This window comes from uncultured Lutibacter sp., from assembly GCF_947495725.1.
Classification (GTDB): Bacteria; Bacteroidota; Bacteroidia; order Flavobacteriales; family Flavobacteriaceae; genus Lutibacter.
The window spans coordinates 39,453-58,302 of the sequence record NZ_CANLZZ010000002.1 but is presented as its reverse complement, the minus strand read 5'-3'; the positions used below and the strand labels follow the sequence as shown (position 1 = coordinate 58,302).

The following is an 18,850-nucleotide window of genomic DNA, read 5'->3' as shown; positions in this document are numbered from 1 at the left end:
TTGTCTATTTAGAATATTTGTGGCACAAAAAAACCTGTTTCTTGTAAGAAACAGGTTTTATATATTATTTCTAAAATAAATTTAGATAATGCTAGCTTTTAAATATTCACGATTCATTCGTGCTATATTTTCTAATGAAATTCCTTTTGGACATTCAACTTCACAAGCACCAGTGTTAGTACAGTTACCAAAACCTTCTTCATCCATTTGTTTTACCATATTTCTTACACGGTCTGCAGCTTCAACCTTACCTTGAGGTAATAAAGCAAACTGAGATACTTTTGCAGAAACAAATAACATTGCACTTGAGTTTTTACAACTAGCAACACAAGCTCCACAACCAATACAAGCAGCGGCATCCATAGATAAATCTGCATCTTTCTTTGGAATTGGAATTGCGTTTGCGTCTTGCGTATTTCCTGAAGTATTAACCGAAATATACCCTCCCGCTTGTTGAATACGTTCAAAAGCCATTCGATCTACAATTAAATCTTTTATTACAGGGAATGCTTTAGCTCTCCATGGCTCAATATAAATAGTATCACCATCTTTAAACATACGCATATGTAACTGACAAGTTGTTATTCCTCTATCCGGACCGTGTGGTTCACCATTGATATGTAAAGAACACATACCACAAATACCTTCTCTACAGTCGTGATCAAAAGCTATTGGCTCTTCGTCTTTCGCAACTAAACTTTCGTTTAATATATCCATCATTTCTAAGAAAGACATATGTTCTGAAATATCAGTTACTTTATATTCGACCATTTGACCTTTATCTTGAGGCCCTTTTTGTCTCCAAATTTTTAACGTTAAATTCATAATCTTTCTTATTTGTATGAACGAGTTTTTAATTCAATATCTTTAAATTCTAATTCTTCTTTATGCAAAATAGCTTCACTTGGTTTTCCTGTGTATTCCCAAGCAGCAACATAAGCATAATTTTTATCATCACGAAGTGCTTCTCCATCTTCAGTAACATACTCTTCACGGAAATGACCTCCACAAGATTCGTTTCTTTCTAAAGCATCTTTAGCAAATAATTCTCCTAATTCTAAGAAATCTGCAACTCTACCCGCTTTTTCCAGTTCAACATTCATTTCATTTAAACTTCCTGGAACTTTTACATTTTTCCAGAAATCTTCACGAATATCTTGAATTTCTTTGATAGCTTCTTTTAATCCTTTTTCATTACGAGCCATTCCTACTTTATTCCACATTACTAAACCTAGTTTTTTATGGAAATAATCTACAGAATGTGATCCTTTATTACTAACGAAGAATTCTAATTTATCCTTAATCTCTTTTTCAGCTGCATCAAACTCAGGAGAATTAGTTGAAATTTTTCCAGTTCTAATATCATCTGCTAAGTATTCACCAATAGTGTAAGGTAATACAAAATATCCGTCAGCCAATCCTTGCATCAAAGCAGAAGCTCCAAGCCTGTTTGCTCCGTGATCTGAAAAGTTAGCTTCACCAATACAGTATAAACCAGGTACTGTTGTCATTAAGTTGTAATCAACCCAAATACCACCCATTGTATAGTGTGTAGCTGGATAAATCATCATAGGTGTTTTATACGGATTCTCATCAACGATCTTCTCGTACATTTGGAACAAGTTACCGTATTTAGCTTCAATAATAGCTTCTCCTAATTCTGTAATAACTTCTTTTGAAGGATTAGAGATTCCTTGAACTTTAGCTTTTTCACTTCCATAACGAGCAATGGCCGATGCAAAATCTAAATATACCGCTTCACCCGTAGCATTTACTCCATAACCAGCGTCACAACGTTCTTTTGCGGCTCTAGATGCAACATCACGAGGCACTAAGTTACCAAATGCAGGGTATCTTCTTTCTAAGTAATAATCTCTATTTTCTTCTGCAATTTGTGTAGGTTTTAATTTACCTTCTTGAATTGCTTTTGCATCTTCAATTTTTGCAGGAACCCAAATTCTACCATCATTACGTAATGATTCTGACATTAACGTTAATTTAGATTGGTAATCACCTGAACGTGGAATACACGTTGGGTGAATTTGTGTAAAACAAGGATTTGCAAAATATGCTCCTTTTTTATGAATTTTCCAAGCTGCAGTCGCATTAGATCCCATTGCATTAGTAGATAAGAAATATACATTTCCATAACCACCTGTTGCAATAACTACTGCGTGAGCTGAATGACGCTCAATTTCACCAGTAATTAAATCACGTGCAATAATACCTCTTGCTTTTCCGTCAACTTTTACAACGTCTAACATTTCGTGACGATTGAACATTTCAATCTTTCCACGAGCAATTTGACGGTTCATTGCAGAATAACAACCTAATAATAATTGTTGTCCTGTTTGTCCTTTAGCGTAAAAAGTACGAGATACTAATACACCACCAAATGAACGGTTATCAAGTAATCCACCATAATCACGTGCAAAAGGTACACCTTGTGCAACACATTGATCTATAATAGCTCCTGATACTTCAGCCAAACGAAAAACGTTAGCTTCACGTGAACGGTAATCTCCTCCTTTTACAGTATCGTAAAATAAACGATAGTTAGAATCTCCATCATTTTGATAATTTTTTGCTGCGTTGATACCTCCTTGTGCTGCAATTGAATGCGCTCTACGCGGAGAATCTTGGTAAGCAAAAGCTTTTACGTTATATCCTAATTCTGCCAGCGATGCCGCCGCAGAACCTCCTGCTAATCCAGTTCCAACTACAATAACATCTATATTACGTTTGTTTGCTGGGTTAACAAGATTTACATTTTCTTTATAAGTTGTCCATTTATCTTTTATTGGACCCTGTGGTACTTTTGAATTTAAAGTCGTCATAGTTTTCTAAGATTAATGGTTTAAGTGGTGAAATAATGCTACAATAATAAAACCTAAAGGAATTACAACAGAATAAATTTTTCCAAATGTTTTTACACAACCAGAATATTTGTTGTTAAAGCCCATTGATTGAAATGCAGATTGAAAACCATGCATTAAATGCAATCCTAATAATACAAACGCTACAATATATGCAGCAACTCTCCAAATAGGAACAAATTTGTGTTGTAACTCTTCAAAATACCTGAATTCTCCATTGTGTAAACCAGACATATCCCCAAGAACATATTTAGTGTTTAATTCTGGAATCCAGAAATCTAAAAAGTGAATAACAATAAATGCTAAAATTACACCTCCAGAAATAATCATATTTCTAGATGCCCAAGAAGAACTTGCAGCTCCATTAAATTTAGCATACTTTACATTTCTCGCTCCCTTATTCCTTAGCTCTAAAATAAAACCCATAACAAAGTGAAATACAACTCCAAAAATTAATACTGGCTGCATTGCAAACTGTATTAATGGATTTGTACCCATAAAATGAGACGCCTCATTAAAAACGTCTGCACTAAATAAGGATGTTAAATTAACTGCTAAATGAATAATTAAGAAAATGATAAGGAAAAGTGCTGACAAAGCCATTGCTACTTTCCTTGCAATTGATGATGATAAAACGCTCATTTTTTATTATTTTTTTTGAAGCCACAAAGATACTCAATTCTCCTTTTTAATTAAAGAATATTTATTCTTATTCCGCTATTTAGAATGATTATAAAATAAATGTATGAAAAAATTAATAAATCAACAATAAATACAGCAAATTCAACAATTTTACACATAAAAAAAGCTCTTTTATTTTCAATTTTCCACCTTTTTTTACGGATTAACATTTTATTGAGAAAAATTCAAAAATAGGATAATTAGCCTATAGAAATATGGCTAGAAACTTTAATTAGAAATTAATGAGCAGCAAACCAATAAATTTTCCTAAAAAAACTAATTTTTAAAGGTACAAGTTTAAAAACTAAACCTAGGATTTACAATGGTATTGTACATAGAACCAAAAGAATAATTTAACCCAAATCTAAGTGCATATTGAAAACCCGATTGAGACTGTTTTTGTGCTAATAAAAGCTCTTCAATAGTTAAATCTCCTCCAGCTAAGTTAATTTGATTATCTGTAATATCATAACTTCCATTTACACTTAACGAAAATCCTTTAAACAATCGAAAGTTTGTACCTAAATCAAATGTAAATGCCCTTAGTGAGGTGTCATGCAAATAACTTTCGTAAGATATTTCCCCTGAAATATTTCCCCATTTTTGTTGAACCGCGGCCCCAAGATTTAAGCCATGCTCCCACAATAATTCTTTATCCTTATTAAATAATGTAGTTTCTATATAATCGTTTTGAATTCCACCAATTCTATAAGAAAGGATTAATTGCTTTTTTGAAGATTCCTTATAATCGAAAAAATTATATTCAATTCCTGGTTTTAGCCAAGCCGAATAATCATAATTTCTATAAGTTGATTCATGAAATGCTCCAAAAAAACCCGCAGACCAATGACTATTTAAACTAAAAACATCAGAAAAATAAAATGTGGTTGCTTCCTGATTTGTAACCGTATTACCATCTTCTTTTTTAAATGTTTTTTTATCCTTACTTCTGCTAATTCTTAAAAATAATTTATTTTTTTCAGTCACTCTTTTTGCTGAAGCATTGTAATTTAAATACTTGGTTTCTTTCACTTCTTCACCGCTAAAATTTCCTCTAAAACCAATATTAAACACCCATTTATTCCATAGGTCAATTACTTCTTCTGCCTCAATTTTATTATCATCTTCTTTTAATTGAATAGAAATAACATCATCGTTACCACTTCTAATCCAAAATTTTACCAACCCTAATTTTAAATACTCAAAAACTAAATCTCTTACTTCATTTCGAGTATCATCTGTTTTTGTAGAGAAACTCAATCTATTTCTCATTTTTTTATATTTGTGTTGGCCTTGAAACTCAAATTCATATTTTACTCCTCCACTTCCATTTCTTTGAGTTCTAACTAAAATATATACATCTGCAAATTTTTGATCTCTAACAAAGTTTACATGGCTAAGGTTTTGCTTAATGTATGCGTGATCACATTTACTACAATCCAAATAAACATTTAATTCCGCTGGTCTTTTATCGTTTGCTGATACCTGAAAACAAAGCAATAATAATAGAATTGTAAATAATTTTTTCATTTTTTTAAAATATTTTTAACCAGATGCCACAATCATTATACCGAACAACAAAGATAAGCGTTAAAAATACATTTATGAAAATTATTTATATCCAATTATTTACCAAATTAGTTACAAAAAATACTATTTATTTGAAGAAACAAGACACTTGTCATTTCTCCAACCTTTAACTTCAATTAAATTTAAGCGTTGCCCTTTACAATTTAAAAAATTACCAAATGAATCCTTTTTTAAAATTTTAAGTTTCCCGTTTTTAATTGCTTGTACAATAATAATTATCAACTCATTTTTATTAATAATTTGATTTCTTTTTACTAAACTCAAACCTACTTTATTATTGAACAAATCCATCTTTTTTGAAGGTTTATCATAAAATGATGTTGTTCCTTTTCTATTACTTCGTTTAAATGTTCTTTTATTACTTCTTTCGTAAGCTTTTCCTAAACTTTGAGCAGCACACTTGCCAATTTGCTGACGAAGTGTTGCCATCCAAAAAGCATGTCTAAAGGCATCAACACTTCCGCCAAATTTGTCGTTACTAAATAAATTTGTAGCTGCAATTGAGTCTGAAATTTTTAATGCTTTTTTCGATAAAATTTCAGCCTTTTTTGCTTTCAAAGGATGAAAAATAATCCACTTTTTAATGGGAAAATCTTGCGACTTAAATTTTTGATAATTTGTTTGAGAAAATAGTTGAGCTCCTAAAAATAAAATAGTTAGTGTTATAATTATTTTCATTTAAACTGTTTGCTAAATTTATCAAAAATTGGATTGGTGCAAAGCTAAGAAAGGTGTTTTTGAGTAATAATCTAAACGTTCGGTTTTTGGCCTAAATAAAATTTGTTCAAATAAATTTAGGTTTTTAGCCGCTAAAACAACAATATCTATTTTCTTTTCTTCAATAAATTTTTGCATTGAAATTTCTAAGTTTGGATTTACTTCAGAATGAAAAGAATGTTCTTTATTAATATAATAATCGTGCAATGTTTCTTTGTTCCAACTTTGCTCTTTATTTAATTTATCATTTTCTTTACTAAGGTATAGAAAACGCAGGGCCGAATTGCTATAACTACCTCTATTTGTTAAGTCTTGTAATAATTTAGCTTCATAAAAATTAGTAAAATCTGTTGGAACTCCAATTTGAAATAACCCCGTAAACCTTGCTTCTTCTGGAACCACCAGTACAGAACATTTAACTTTTGTAATTACATCTTCGGAAATAGAGTTTTTATTAATTTTACCTTTTAGCGTCATATCATCTGCGCCAATAACAATTAAATCTATTTTATTATTTTTTATTTGATTTCTTGCCGCTTCAACTATATTATTATTGTCTAAAACAGACACAAATTTATGATTTCCTTTTAGCGAAAGAGTTTTTAACTTTTGCAATAACACGTCAAAAGCCCTTTTGGTGTCTCGCTTATTAAAAACTTTAACCATTTGAAATTGGTCATAAATTTCATTCTCAACTTCATTTTCGTTTCTCTTACCAGCATGTAACAAATGAAAGGTACATTGTGTGTTTTGAAATAAACCAAGAGCATACTCAATAGAGTTCCATGATTTATCAGAAAAATCAGTTAAAATTAATACGTTCTTCATGTTTCCTAATATTACTGCAAACATATAGAATGCAGTATTAATAAGAAATGACATAAATCAGTGAAATTATGATTTGAAAACTTATGATTTTGAAATGAATAAATCAGAAATTAATAGATAGCTTCCAATTTTTCTAAATCGATAATTCTAATATTTCTTCCTTCAATTTCAATAACTCCTTCTTTTTTAAGATCGGTCAAAGTTCTAATAAGACTTTCGGTTGCAATTCCGGCAACACTTGCTAAGTCTCTTCTGGAAATATTAATACTATTTGTGGTTTTTTGCCTCATTTTATGGGCAAATTTAATAATTGTTTTAGCTGTTTTTCTTCGCATTGAACCATAGGCCATTTGAAGTAACTGATCTTTTATTTCTGTTAAATTTTCATTTATCAATTGAAAAATATCTAACGAAAGTTGATAATTATTTTTTAATATTGATTGAATAGTGTTTTTAGAAACACTCATAATTTCCACTTTCTCCATGGCAATTGCAGATTCATAATTTCTTGCCCCTTCAAATAATGCCGAAAATCCAAAAAGGTCATCATCTTTGTTGACAGTAATTATTAATTCTTTTCCAAATTCATCAATTTTTACTCCTTTTACTTTTCCTTTATATACTAAATAAACGTAATTCGAATTTTCTTGCTCCTTGTATATATATTCTCCTTTTTTATATGTTCTTGCTGTACCATAATCGCAAAAATAATTTTTTAAATCGTCCAAATTTAAAATATTCTCAAGCGTTTCATCTACCTCTTCCTCAGCCTCTTCTTCAATAATTTCAGCCTCGTTTAACAATTCAGATTTCGCAAGTCGACTTTCTATTGCGCTTAAAAGCAATTCTTCTTCAACTGGTTTAGTTAAATAGTCATCTGCTCCTAAATCCATTCCCTTTCTTACATCTTTCATTTCAGTTTTGGCCGACATAAAAATAAAAGGTATTTTTTTTGTTTTGGAATCTTCTGAAAGTAATTTAAACACATCATAACCATCAAGCTCTGGCATCATTATATCACAAATTATCAAATCTGGTAACATTATTCGAGCTTGTTCTACACCTCTTTTTCCATTGGCAGCAGTAACTACTTTATAATTTTCTAATTCTAAAATTTCGGCCGTGGTTTCTCTTAAAACTGAGTCGTCTTCAATTATTAATATTTTTTTCATTCTTTGCTAATTAATGGTAGTTGAATTGTAAATGTAGTACCTTCATTAAATATACTTCTAAATTCTATTTTTCCTCCTAAACTTTCTAAATGTCCTTTTACAATGTTTAAACCTATACCTGTTCCTTGATTTGTTAAAGCATTCTCAGCTCTAAAATAACGATTGAAAATATATTTTTGATCTTTTGGAGGAATGCCTATTCCTTGATCTGATATTTGAAATAAAATTTTATCGGTTGTTTCTTTAATTTGAAAATCGATATTTGTGTTTTCTGGTGAATATTTTATAGCGTTGCTTAATACATTTGATAAAATAAGTTCTAGTATTTTTTCATCCTGATAAAGATCTATGTTGTCTATATTTTTAGGGTAATTAATATGTTGCCCACTTTTTAACATTAGATTTGCATTGTAAATAACTTCATTTACTACTTTGCTAAGTTTAAAATTTCCATATTTATATGTAACTTTCCCCGACTCCATCCTTTCTACCGATAAAAAATCATTTAAAATACCGTCTAAATAATGCACTTTATTTTTAATTGTTAATAAATGTTTTTCTCTTTTGTCTTGCATTTCGGTGAGCTTGTATTTCCCAATTAATACGGCTGCATTTAAAACTCCGCTTAATGGTGTTTTAAACTCGTGAGAAACAAGCGACAAAAACTTTGTTTTTAATTCATTTAACTCTTTCTCTTTTTTAAGGGCCTTCCTTAATTTAGATTCAGCTTTTACCCTTTTTTCAATCTCCTCTTTTAGGTTGGTTACTGTATTATTTAACTCTATTGTTCTTTTGGAAATTTTCCCTTCTAATAGGCTATTTAATTCTAAAATTTTAGCTTCTGATTTTTTTCTAATTGTAATATCAATAACTATAGACATTACATACTTTTTCCCTTCAATTTCAAATGGATTCAACCCAACTTCTACTGGTATATTTGCTCCGTTTTTATGTGCTCCATATAAATCGGTATTCTGACCCATTTGACGTGTTTCAGATTTTTTATAAAATGATTTAAAATGGCCACCATGATTTTTATGATACCTTGTTGGAATTAATAATTGTAAATGCTGGTTTACTAATTCATCTTTAGAATATCCAAACATTTTTTCTGCAGCAGCATTTGTTACAACAATTGTCTGATTTTCATCAACAACTATTACTCCTTCTGAAACTGCTTCAAATAAAACATTGAAAACATTAAGGTTTTCATGAAATAGAATAGGCAATGCGGTGTCTTTTTTTAGTTTTAGTGTTTCGAAAATAACAAAAAATATTAACTGTATTGTTAAATTTAACACTATTTAATTATTACTTAATTTGGAAAACAGGTCTTAACTAGTATGTTTTAGTCATATTAACAGGAACTATAATTATAAAATCGGCCTTAAATTTATAATCTTTATTAAACTTTTTAATTTTTTCTTGCTCTACAACACTAATAGTTACAATAGATAATGATTGGTTTTGCTGTTTTAAATACCAAAAAATTCCTTCATAATTATCTGAATGATATGAGCCGTTATAATGCACAAATAATTTATTTAACGGTTTATTTTTTAAAATAAAATAAGCCATTGTTGCATCTTTTATGGCTTGTGCTTTTGGTAAATTATCTCCACCATGACCGCCCATCATTTTTTTCATATTAACATATCCTGGCAATGTTGCATCATATTTAATTGGCAATGGGGCAATCCATTCTTTTTCTTTTGAAGGTAATTTATCTAAAACTTCAAAACCGCCTCTAAAAACTTTACTAGCGTAGCGCCTTGGAATGTTTGTAGCAATAAAGTTTAATTTTTTTTCTTTTGCAAAATCAACCAACGGTTTGTAATCTGTTGAATAATTATTCCATAACCTGGCTAAAGTATCAAGTGCACGCTGGGAAATTTCTCCAGCTAAATATTTATTTAACTCCTGCTGATTGTCCGTCTCAATCATTTCAGCTCCTAAAACTAAATTTCGCTTATTTTCCAAATCTTTAGTAGCTTCAAGTTGCAACCAATGTACAATAGGATTGTTATGATGTTCTCCAAATAAAATAACATCAGCTTTTTCCATTTTACCAAGCATTTTTTTATAGGATACTTTTTTTCCTTTTGCTGTATATAATTTGTAAGCTGGTTTATTTTGAGAAAGAATACTTGCTGAAAATGAGATTACAAGTAGAAATACTATTAGTTTTCGCATAAATAATATTGAATTTTTAAGGTTTCAGTCCGAACAAATTTATAACTTTGTTACTAATTATTTCCATTATTTATTAATAATGAAAAATGAATCCTTTTTATTTTAAATAATTAAGACTTTTATAACCTAAAAAACATTTAAAAATGAAATACGCTCCCATAAATAATCAACTTTTTATAAAAAACAGAGCAAAATTCACAGCTCAAATGAAACCAAAATCAATAGCAGTTTTTAATTCTAACGACACTTTTACAACTGGCGCAGATAGCACAATGCCTTTTGAACAAAGTCGTGATTTGTTTTATTTAAGTGGCGCTGATCAAGAAGAAAGCATTTTAGTACTTTTTCCTGATGCAATTGATCCAAATCATAGAGAAATATTGTTTTTAACTGAAACAAACGAACATATTGCAATTTGGTACGGAGCAAAATATTCAAAAAAAGAAGGAGCCGAAGTGTCTGGAATTAAAACAATTTATTGGTTATCAGAATTTGATAAAGTTTTTTATGATTTAATGACTGAAGCCGAAACAGTTTATTTTAATACAAATGAACATTATAGACAAGCTGTTAAAATTGAAACACGAGAAGATAGATTTATTAAAAAATGTAAAAAAGATTTTCCTGCTCACAAATGGGAAAAAAGTGGGCAAATAATGCAAGCTATTAGAGGTGTAAAAGAACCTGAAGAAATTGAACAAATGCAAACTGCCTGTGAAATTACTAATAAAGGATTTCGTAGAATATTGCCTTTTGTAAAACCTGGCATTATGGAATATGAATTAGAGGCTGAATATATGCACGAATTTTTAAGAGCTCGCTCAAAAGGTTTTGCATATACACCAATTATTGCTTCTGGGTATAGCGCTTGTGTTTTGCATTATATTGAAAATAACAAAATGTGTAAAGACGGAGATATGTTGTTAATGGATGTGGGCGCCGAGTATGCAAATTACTCAAGTGATATGACTAGAACTATTCCAGTTAATGGACGTTTTTCTGACCGTCAAAAAGCAGTTTATAATGCAGTTTTAAGAGTTAAAAATGAAGCTACAAAAATGCTAACTCCAGGAACTCTTTGGGGAGAGTACCACAAAGAAGTTGGTAAACTAATGACATCGGAACTGTTAGGTTTAGGATTGATTGATAAAAATGATATTAAAAATGAAGATCCTAATTGGCCAGCATACAAAAAATACTTTATGCATGGTACTTCCCATCATTTAGGTTTGGATACGCACGATTATGGAGCGTTAAAAACTCCTATGAAGGCTAATATGGTTTTTACAGTTGAACCTGGAATTTATATTCCAGATGAAAATATGGGAATAAGAATAGAAGACGATGTTGTTATTCAAGAAAAAGGAGAACCGTTTAACTTAATGAGAAATATTCCTATTGAAGTTGAAGAAATTGAAGATTTAATGAATAGTTAATCTACAAAATACATTACATAAAAAAACCTCGAATTAAGTAATTCGAGGTTTTTTTTTAACCAATAAATTTATTCGTAAAACTTATTTTGAAACTGCCGTATCAAACACATATGTGTTTAACTTTTTTAAGGCAGTAATTTTGTCGTCGGTATTTACCAATAATGATATATTATTATTACTTCCTCCATAAGATATCATCCTTACCGAAATATCTTTCAATACTTCAAATAATCTATGCGTATCTGCATGTTTAACTATTGAATGACCTGCTAAACAAATAATCGTTTGTTTACTATCAACCTCAACAGTTGAGAATTTCTCCAATTCTTCAGTAATTGAATCTAAATTTGAAGCATCATCAATAGTTAATGATACTGCAATCTCTGAGGTAGTAATCATGTCTATTGAAGTTTCATATTTTTCGAAAATTTCAAATACTTTTTTCAAAAATCCATGAGCTTGAAGCATTCTTGCAGATTTAATTTTAATTGCAGTAATACCATCTTTTGCCGCTATCGCTTTAATTCCATCTCCTTCTGTTTCTTGAGAAATTAATGTTCCATACGATTCTGGATCCATAGTGTTTTTTAAACGAACAGGAATGTTTGCTTCGCGCGCAGGCATTACCGTTTGTGGATGCAAAATTTTAGCTCCAAAATAAGCTAACTCAGCAGCTTCATCAAAACTTAAATTTGAAATTGCGTGAGTATTTTCAACAAATCTCGGGTCATTATTATGCATTCCGTCAATATCCGTCCAAATTTCAACTTCATCAGCTTCAACAACTGCACCTATAATTGTAGCCGTATAATCACTACCTCCACGTTGTAAATTGGCAACATTTCCGTAAGCATCTAAACAAATAAAACCTTGAGTAATGTAAATATCTGCTGGTAAAGCTTCATCTATAATACGTTGTAAATTTTGTTTGATATAAAAATCGTCTGGATCGTTAGATTTGTCAATACGCATAAATCCTAAAGCTGGAAGCAAACGTGCATTAACTCCTTCTTGATTTAGGTATTTTGTAAACATATATGTAGACATTAATTCTCCCTGAGAAACAATTTTATTATATAAAAATTCATTGTGTTTTTCAGAAGTTAAAGATTTTAAATAATCAAAAACCTGATCAATATAATTACTTACTTCTTGCTTTAATTCAGAAGCTTCAAATAATTCATCAATTACAACCTGATATTTGGCATATAAAGTGTCTATGTTTTTTAAAGCCTCATCAACTAAAGCTTCTTTTATATTTTCAGAAACTTCGACCAATGCATTTGTTGTACCTGACATTGCCGATAAAACAACTATTTTTTTGTCTCCATCAGTAATAATCTCTTTAACACGCTTAATATTTTCTATTGAACCAACCGATGTTCCACCGAATTTTAAAACTTTCATTTTCTTAATTTTAGAACTACAAATTTAAAATGATTTTAAACTTTGCGTGCATATTTAAAAATTATAAACTAATTTTGCACAAACTGTTAACTATTTAACATAGATGAGAACAATAGCCACTTGTGTAGAAGAAATTTTAGTTTCCCAACCTTTTTTAGAAGATGCTTTAACACGAAATATTTTAAATTATAGTGCTTTAGCTGAAGAACTTAGAGATCCTATATCTAAAATGTTACGTAAACCTGTAAAATCTGGAGCCATAATGATGGCTTTGAGACGATATAGCCCGCCAAAAGAAATGGCTAATAAAATTAAATTGAATAAAGCTCTTCAAAATTTAGGAGATATTACAGTTCGATCGGATTTATCTGATTACACGTTTAAAAATTCACCAACTTTAATTCAAGCTCATTTAAAAACTTTAGAAATTATTAAAGATGATTCTCATATTTTTTACACTTTTACACGCGGTGTTCATGAGAGTAATGTTTTAATAACTACAGCTTTAAAAGAAAAAATTGAAGAATTTTATAAAAATGAAGTTTGTACAGCCGTACAAGATCATTTATCGGCTATAACAATTGGCTTACCAAAAGACAACACTAAAATTGCCGGTTTATATTATCAATTTTTTAAGCGTTTAGCTTGGGAAGGAATTTCATTATACGAAGTAGTTTCTACAACCAATGAATTTACAATATTAGTAGAAGAAGATGTTGTTGACAAGGCTTTTTCAGCAATAAAAGGTTTAAAAAACTAAACAAAATATTTTCTATTTTTTAAAATTGAGATATGCCTATATTTCATAAAAACATAAAAGTTTATTTTTCTGAAACTGGAAAAGGAAGTTCCATTGTATTATTACATGGTTTTCTCGAAAACAAAACAATGTGGAACTCCACAGTGAGCATTCTTTCAAAAAATTATAGGGTTATTTGCATTGATTTATTGGGTCATGGAAAAACTGAAAGCCTTGGATACATTCATACAATGGAAGACCAAGCAAAAATGGTAAAAGCAGTTTTAGATAGCTTAAGATTGCGCAAATATATTCTTGTTGGACACAGTATGGGTGGCTATATTGCTTTAAGTTTTTCAAAACTTTTTCCTTCAAACATAAAAGGTTTATGTTTAATGAACTCAACTGCATTACCAGATTCGGAAGAGAAAAAGAAAAACAGAGATCGCGGTGTAATTGCTGTAAAACAAAATCATAAAACATTTATTCGAATTGCAATTCCAATGCTTTTTTCGGAAAAAAACAGAACAATTTTTACTGAACAAATTAAGGACATAACCAACCAAGCTTTACAAATTTCACCACAAGGTATTGTTGCTGCTTTGGAAGGAATGAAAATTAGAAAAGATCAAACTTCAATATTAAAAAATGCACAATTCCCAATTTTATTGATAATTGGTAAACAAGATCCAGCATTAGAATATACTACATTAATAAATCAAACCAAAAATACACCTGTGCAGATTGTTGAATTTCCAGACGGGCATATGAGTTATATTGAGAATAAAAACGATCTTATTCAAACGCTTTTAAAATTTGGAAAACAATGTTTTTGAAAATTTTATCCCTTCTTCTCTTGTGTTTATTGTTTATATCTTGTAACATAAATAAATTTAAATTAAAAGAAGGCGACATACTTTTTCAAGATCTAGATAAAGAAAATATTGATGATGCTATAAAAAAAGTAACAAAAACAAACCTAAATTACAATTTTACTCATGTTGGAATTGTGGTTAAAGATTCCAATGAATTAAAAGTTTTAGAAGCTATTACTACAGGCGTTCAATTAACTTCTATTGAAACATTTTTAAATAGAAACCAAATAAATGGCAAATCCAAAGTTGTTGCGGCAGAATTAAATACGCAATATAAACATCTTATTAAACCTGCTATTGAATATGGAAAAACGTTAGTTGGTTTGCCTTACGACAAAATTTATATTATTGGTGATGATAATTATTATTGCTCCGAATTACTTTATGTAATGTTTCATAAAATTAACTCAGAAACAAATCCTTTTCAATTAAATCCAATGACTTTTAAAGATCCTAAAACTAATAAAACATTAGAATTTTGGGATAATTATTATAAAGAATTAAACCATACTATACCCGAAGGCGAGCTTGGTTTAAACCCAAATGGCATGTCAGTTTCGTCAAATATTACTTTGTTATATGATTATTATAGAAAGAAACATTTAAATTAAGATTCGTTTTTCAAAGGATTCCAACCTTGAGCGGTAAGTTCAATTTTTTGCCCAGCTCTTGTAACTAAATTTGCACCAAAAGATTCATCTGTTATATGGCCAATAACGGTTAAATGTGGATTTGCTTTAATTTTTGGAAAATCTTCTTGAGAAATTGTAAACAACAATTCATAATCTTCACCTCCACTTAATGCAATAGTTGTGCTATTTAATTCAAACTCTTCACAAGTTGAAATAACCTGAGGATCTAAAGGAATTTTTTCTTCATACAAATCGCATCCAACTTTAGATTGCGAGCAAATGTGTAAAATTTCAGAAGAAAGACCGTCCGAAATATCAATCATTGATGTTGGTTTAACATCCAAATCTTTCAACAATTTAACAATATCTTTTCTTGCTTCTGGTTTTAATTGTCTTTCAATTAAATACGAATAATTAGTTAAATCTGGTTGTGAGTTTGGGTTCACTTCAAAAACTTTCTTTTCGCGCTCCAAAACTTGCAATCCTAAATAAGCCGCACCTAAATCACCCGAAACAACAAGTAAATCATTAGGTTTTGCCGTATTTCTTTTTACAACATCATCATTATTTATTTCTCCAATAGCTGTAATACTAATTACCAATCCGGTTACTGATGAAGTTGTGTCTCCACCAACCAAATCAATATTATAACCGTTACAAGCCAAATATATTCCCTCGTACAATTCTTCAACTGCTTCCAGCGGAAAACGATTTGATACGGCAATAGAAACCGTAATCTGAGACGCAGTTCCATTCATAGCATAAACATCCGATAAGTTAACCATAACAGCCTTGTAACCCAAGTGTTTTAAAGGCATATAACTTAAATCAAAATGTACACCTTCAATTAATAAATCGGTTGTTACCAATGCTTTTTTATCATTAAAATCAATAACTGCAGCATCATCACCAACACCAATTAATGTAGATTTTTGCTGAATTTTAAAGTTTTGAGTTAAGTGTTTTATCAATCCGAATTCTCCTAATTCTGATATACTTGTACGAGATTGGTTCTTATCTTCTATCATTTTGCAAAGATAAATTATAAATTTTGAATAGGTAACATCAATGACACTATCAATATTATTCATCTTAAATTAGTGTAAAAACTCGTTTTTTGTCCTATATTTGCACTAATTTAGAATTAATCTATATAAGGAATTATGATAAAAGTTTCGGAACTAGCAAAAAAGAAAGTAGTTGAGCTTATGAAAGATGATGGGTTTAACCCAGAAGTTGATTTTGTGCGAGTTGGGGTAAAAAGTGGCGGATGCTCTGGACTTTCATACGATTTAAAATTTGACAAAGAAAACCAAAATGATGATAAAGTTTTTGAAGATAATGGCATAAAAATTATTGTCGACAAAAAAAGCTTTTTATATTTGGTGGGCACAACATTAGAGTATTCTGGTGGATTAAACGGAACCGGATTTGTATTTAACAATCCTAACGCTCAACGCACTTGTGGATGTGGCGAAAGTTTTTCACTTTAAAAATTTGTAATGAATAAATTTACTGAAGACGATTTAAAAAAAGAACTCGAAACTAAAGAGTACGAATACGGTTTTTACACCGATATCGAGGCTGATAAGTTTCCTGTAGGTTTAAATGAAGAAGTTGTAATAGCAATTTCAAAAAAGAAAAATGAACCTGAATGGATGACAGAATGGCGATTAAATGCTTTTAAAGTTTGGAAAGAAATGACAGAGCCAGATTGGGCAAATGTTAATTACGAAAAACCAAATTTTCAAGACATAAGCTATTACTCAGCGCCAGTTCAAAAACCAAAATTAGATAGTTTAGACCAGGTGGATCCTGAATTATTAAAAACTTTTGAAAAACTTGGAATTTCTATTGATGAACAAAAACGTTTATCGAATGTTGCGGTAGATATTGTTGTAGATTCGGTTTCAGTTGCAACAACATTTAAAAAGACATTAAACGAAAAAGGTATTATTTTTATGCCAATTTCTGAAGCAATTCAAGAACATCCTGAACTTGTTAAAAAATATCTAGGTACTATTGTTCCAACAACAGATAATTTTTACGCTGCATTAAATTCAGCTGTATTTTCAGATGGATCTTTCTGTTACATACCAAAAGGTGTAACTTGCCCAATGGAACTTTCAACTTATTTTAGAATAAATGAAGGTGGAACAGGACAGTTTGAACGTACACTTGTAATTGCTGATAAAGGAAGTTATGTAAGTTACTTAGAAGGTTGTACAGCTCCAGCTCGTGATGAAAATCAATTACACGCAGCGGTTGTAGAACTAATTGCATTAGATGATGCAGAAATTAAATATTCTACTGTACAAAACTGGTTCCCTGGAGATGCTGAAGGAAAAGGTGGTGTGTACAATTTTGTAACTAAAAGAGGTTTATGCGAAAAAAACGCAAAAATTTCTTGGACACAAGTTGAAACCGGAAGTGCCGTTACTTGGAAATATCCAAGTTGTATTTTAAAAGGCGATAACTCGGTAGGTGAATTTTATTCAATAGCAGTAACTAATCACTTTCAACAAGCAGATACCGGAACAAAAATGATACACTTAGGCAAAAACACCAAAAGTACCATTATTTCAAAAGGTGTTTCTGCAGGAAAATCGCAAAACTCATATAGAGGTTTAGTTCATATAGGAGCACGAGCAGAAAATGCACGTAATTTTTCTCAATGTGACTCTTTACTAATGGGTAATCAATGTGGCGCACATACATTTCCATATATTGAAGCAAAAAATAAAACTGCTCAAATTGAGCATGAAGCTACTACAAGTAAAATTGGTGAAGATCAGTTATTTTATTGTAATCAAAGAGGTATTGATACTGAAAAAGCAATTGCACTTATTGTAAATGGATTTAGTAAAGAAGTACTAAATAAATTACCAATGGAATTTGCTGTTGAAGCACAAAAATTATTAGAAATAAGTTTAGAAGGGTCCGTAGGATAAAAAATATAAAAATGTTAGAAGTAAAAAATTTACACGCAAGTATCAACGATAAAGAGATTTTAAAAGGAATTAATCTTGAAATTAAACCTGGTGAAGTTCATGCTATTATGGGACCAAACGGTTCGGGAAAAAGTACTTTATCTGCAGTAATTGCAGGAAAAGAAGAATATGAAGTTACGGAAGGAGCTGTATTTTTAAATAATGAAGATTTAGAAGATTTAGCACCAGAAGAAAGAGCACACAAAGGCGTTTTTCTATCTTTTCAATACCCTGTTGAAATTCCAGGTGTTACCGTAACAAATTTCATTAAAACTGCCATTAACGAAACTAGAAAAGCTAAAGGCTTAGAAGAACTTCCAGCAAAAGAAATGCTGAAACTTATTCGTGAAAAAGCAGATTTATTAGAAATTGATCGCAAGTTTTTATCACGTTCTTTAAACGAAGGTTTTTCGGGTGGTGAAAAGAAACGTAATGAAATTTTTCAAATGGCAATGCTTGAACCTAAATTAGCTATTTTAGATGAAACAGATTCAGGATTAGATATTGACGCTTTAAAAATTGTGGCTAATGGAGTAAACAAACTAAAAAACAAAGACAATGCTGTTTTAGTTATTACACACTACCAACGTTTGTTAGATTACATAGTACCCGATTATGTACATGTTCTATATAATGGAAAAATTGTAAAATCTGGAGGAAAAGAATTAGCTTTAGAATTAGAAGAAAAAGGTTACGACTGGTTGAAATAATAAA

Annotated in this window: 18 protein-coding genes; 7 read left to right on the top strand and 11 right to left on the bottom strand. The window is 30.3% G+C overall.

Annotation, left to right across the window (positions count from 1 at the left end; genetic code table 11):
* Window positions 1-81: 81 nt before the first annotated feature.
* From Q0776_RS03925 to Q0776_RS03885, 9 genes are all read right to left on the bottom strand, one after another.
* Window positions 82-825, bottom strand: a complete 744-nt coding sequence (locus Q0776_RS03925; RefSeq protein ID WP_298365236.1) for a succinate dehydrogenase/fumarate reductase iron-sulfur subunit — start codon at window positions 823-825, stop codon at window positions 82-84.
* A gap of 8 nt (window positions 826-833) precedes the next feature.
* The gene (locus Q0776_RS03920) at window positions 834-2,837 is read right to left on the bottom strand and encodes a fumarate reductase/succinate dehydrogenase flavoprotein subunit (RefSeq protein WP_298365235.1); all 2,004 of its coding nucleotides are present in this window, start codon (window positions 2,835-2,837) and stop codon (window positions 834-836) included.
* 12 nt (window positions 2,838-2,849) lie between these two features.
* Window positions 2,850-3,518, bottom strand: a complete 669-nt coding sequence (locus tag Q0776_RS03915) for a succinate dehydrogenase cytochrome b subunit (protein ID WP_298365233.1) — start codon at window positions 3,516-3,518, stop codon at window positions 2,850-2,852.
* Window positions 3,519-3,854: 336 nt separating this feature from the next.
* Entirely contained in the window at window positions 3,855-5,087 is a 1,233-nt protein-coding gene (locus Q0776_RS03910; RefSeq protein WP_298365231.1) for a DUF481 domain-containing protein, read from the bottom strand.
* Between the two features lie 123 nt (window positions 5,088-5,210).
* Window positions 5,211-5,825, bottom strand: coding sequence for a hypothetical protein (locus Q0776_RS03905; protein WP_298365229.1), 615 nt, complete (start codon window positions 5,823-5,825; stop codon window positions 5,211-5,213).
* Window positions 5,826-5,846: 21 nt separating this feature from the next.
* On the bottom strand, window positions 5,847-6,692 hold the full coding sequence (locus tag Q0776_RS03900) for a universal stress protein (protein ID WP_298365228.1): 846 nt from the start codon (window positions 6,690-6,692) through the stop codon (window positions 5,847-5,849).
* A gap of 110 nt (window positions 6,693-6,802) precedes the next feature.
* Window positions 6,803-7,864, bottom strand: coding sequence for a response regulator (locus Q0776_RS03895; protein ID WP_298365225.1), 1,062 nt, complete (start codon window positions 7,862-7,864; stop codon window positions 6,803-6,805).
* Window positions 7,861-9,165 (bottom strand): PAS domain-containing sensor histidine kinase, encoded by a 1,305-nt coding sequence (locus Q0776_RS03890; protein WP_366138758.1) that lies wholly within the window; start codon window positions 9,163-9,165, stop codon window positions 7,861-7,863. Before Q0776_RS03890 ends, Q0776_RS03895 begins: the two co-directional genes overlap by 4 nt.
* Before the next feature lie 37 nt (window positions 9,166-9,202).
* Window positions 9,203-10,057 carry a ChaN family lipoprotein gene (locus Q0776_RS03885; protein WP_298365223.1) on the bottom strand — a complete coding sequence of 285 codons (855 nt, stop codon included), beginning with the start codon at window positions 10,055-10,057 and terminating at the stop codon, window positions 9,203-9,205.
* A 143-nt stretch (window positions 10,058-10,200) separates the two neighbouring features.
* Here Q0776_RS03885 and Q0776_RS03880 point away from each other — a divergent pair, with 143 nt between their 5' ends.
* A complete protein-coding gene (locus tag Q0776_RS03880; protein WP_298365221.1) occupies window positions 10,201-11,493 on the top strand; it encodes an aminopeptidase P family protein in 1,293 nt (430 codons plus the stop codon).
* 81 nt (window positions 11,494-11,574) lie between these two features.
* Here Q0776_RS03880 and Q0776_RS03875 read toward each other — a convergent pair whose 3' ends face one another.
* Entirely contained in the window at window positions 11,575-12,900 is a 1,326-nt protein-coding gene (locus tag Q0776_RS03875) for an aspartate kinase (protein WP_298365219.1), read from the bottom strand.
* Between the two features lie 103 nt (window positions 12,901-13,003).
* Between Q0776_RS03875 and Q0776_RS03870 the strand changes: the two genes are divergently transcribed.
* The 3 genes from Q0776_RS03870 to Q0776_RS03860 are packed head-to-tail and all read left to right on the top strand — an operon-like array spanning window position 13,004 to window position 15,125.
* A complete protein-coding gene (locus Q0776_RS03870) occupies window positions 13,004-13,660 on the top strand; it encodes a hypothetical protein (protein WP_298365218.1) in 657 nt (218 codons plus the stop codon).
* A gap of 32 nt (window positions 13,661-13,692) precedes the next feature.
* Entirely contained in the window at window positions 13,693-14,475 is a 783-nt protein-coding gene (locus Q0776_RS03865; protein ID WP_298365217.1) for an alpha/beta fold hydrolase, read from the top strand.
* Entirely contained in the window at window positions 14,472-15,125 is a 654-nt protein-coding gene (locus tag Q0776_RS03860) for a YiiX/YebB-like N1pC/P60 family cysteine hydrolase (protein ID WP_298365216.1), read from the top strand. Before Q0776_RS03865 ends, Q0776_RS03860 begins: the two co-directional genes overlap by 4 nt.
* Here the strand turns inward: Q0776_RS03860 and thiL are convergent.
* Window positions 15,122-16,174: a thiamine-phosphate kinase gene (thiL, locus tag Q0776_RS03855; RefSeq protein WP_298365214.1), complete on the bottom strand. Its 1,053-nt coding sequence runs from the start codon at window positions 16,172-16,174 to the stop codon at window positions 15,122-15,124. The two genes, Q0776_RS03860 and thiL, sit on opposite strands and share 4 nt — an antisense overlap.
* A 135-nt stretch (window positions 16,175-16,309) precedes the next feature.
* Between thiL and Q0776_RS03850 the strand changes: the two genes are divergently transcribed.
* Genes Q0776_RS03850 through sufC form a run of 3 tightly spaced genes read left to right on the top strand, consistent with a single transcriptional unit; the run spans window position 16,310 to window position 18,846 of the window.
* The gene (locus Q0776_RS03850) at window positions 16,310-16,639 is read left to right on the top strand and encodes an iron-sulfur cluster assembly accessory protein (RefSeq protein WP_298365212.1); all 330 of its coding nucleotides are present in this window, start codon (window positions 16,310-16,312) and stop codon (window positions 16,637-16,639) included.
* A gap of 9 nt (window positions 16,640-16,648) precedes the next feature.
* Window positions 16,649-18,097: a Fe-S cluster assembly protein SufB gene (sufB, locus tag Q0776_RS03845; protein ID WP_298365210.1), complete on the top strand. Its 1,449-nt coding sequence runs from the start codon at window positions 16,649-16,651 to the stop codon at window positions 18,095-18,097.
* An 11-nt stretch (window positions 18,098-18,108) separates the two neighbouring features.
* Window positions 18,109-18,846, top strand: coding sequence for a Fe-S cluster assembly ATPase SufC (gene sufC, locus Q0776_RS03840; protein ID WP_298365208.1), 738 nt, complete (start codon window positions 18,109-18,111; stop codon window positions 18,844-18,846).
* The last annotated feature ends 4 nt before the right edge of the window (window positions 18,847-18,850 follow it).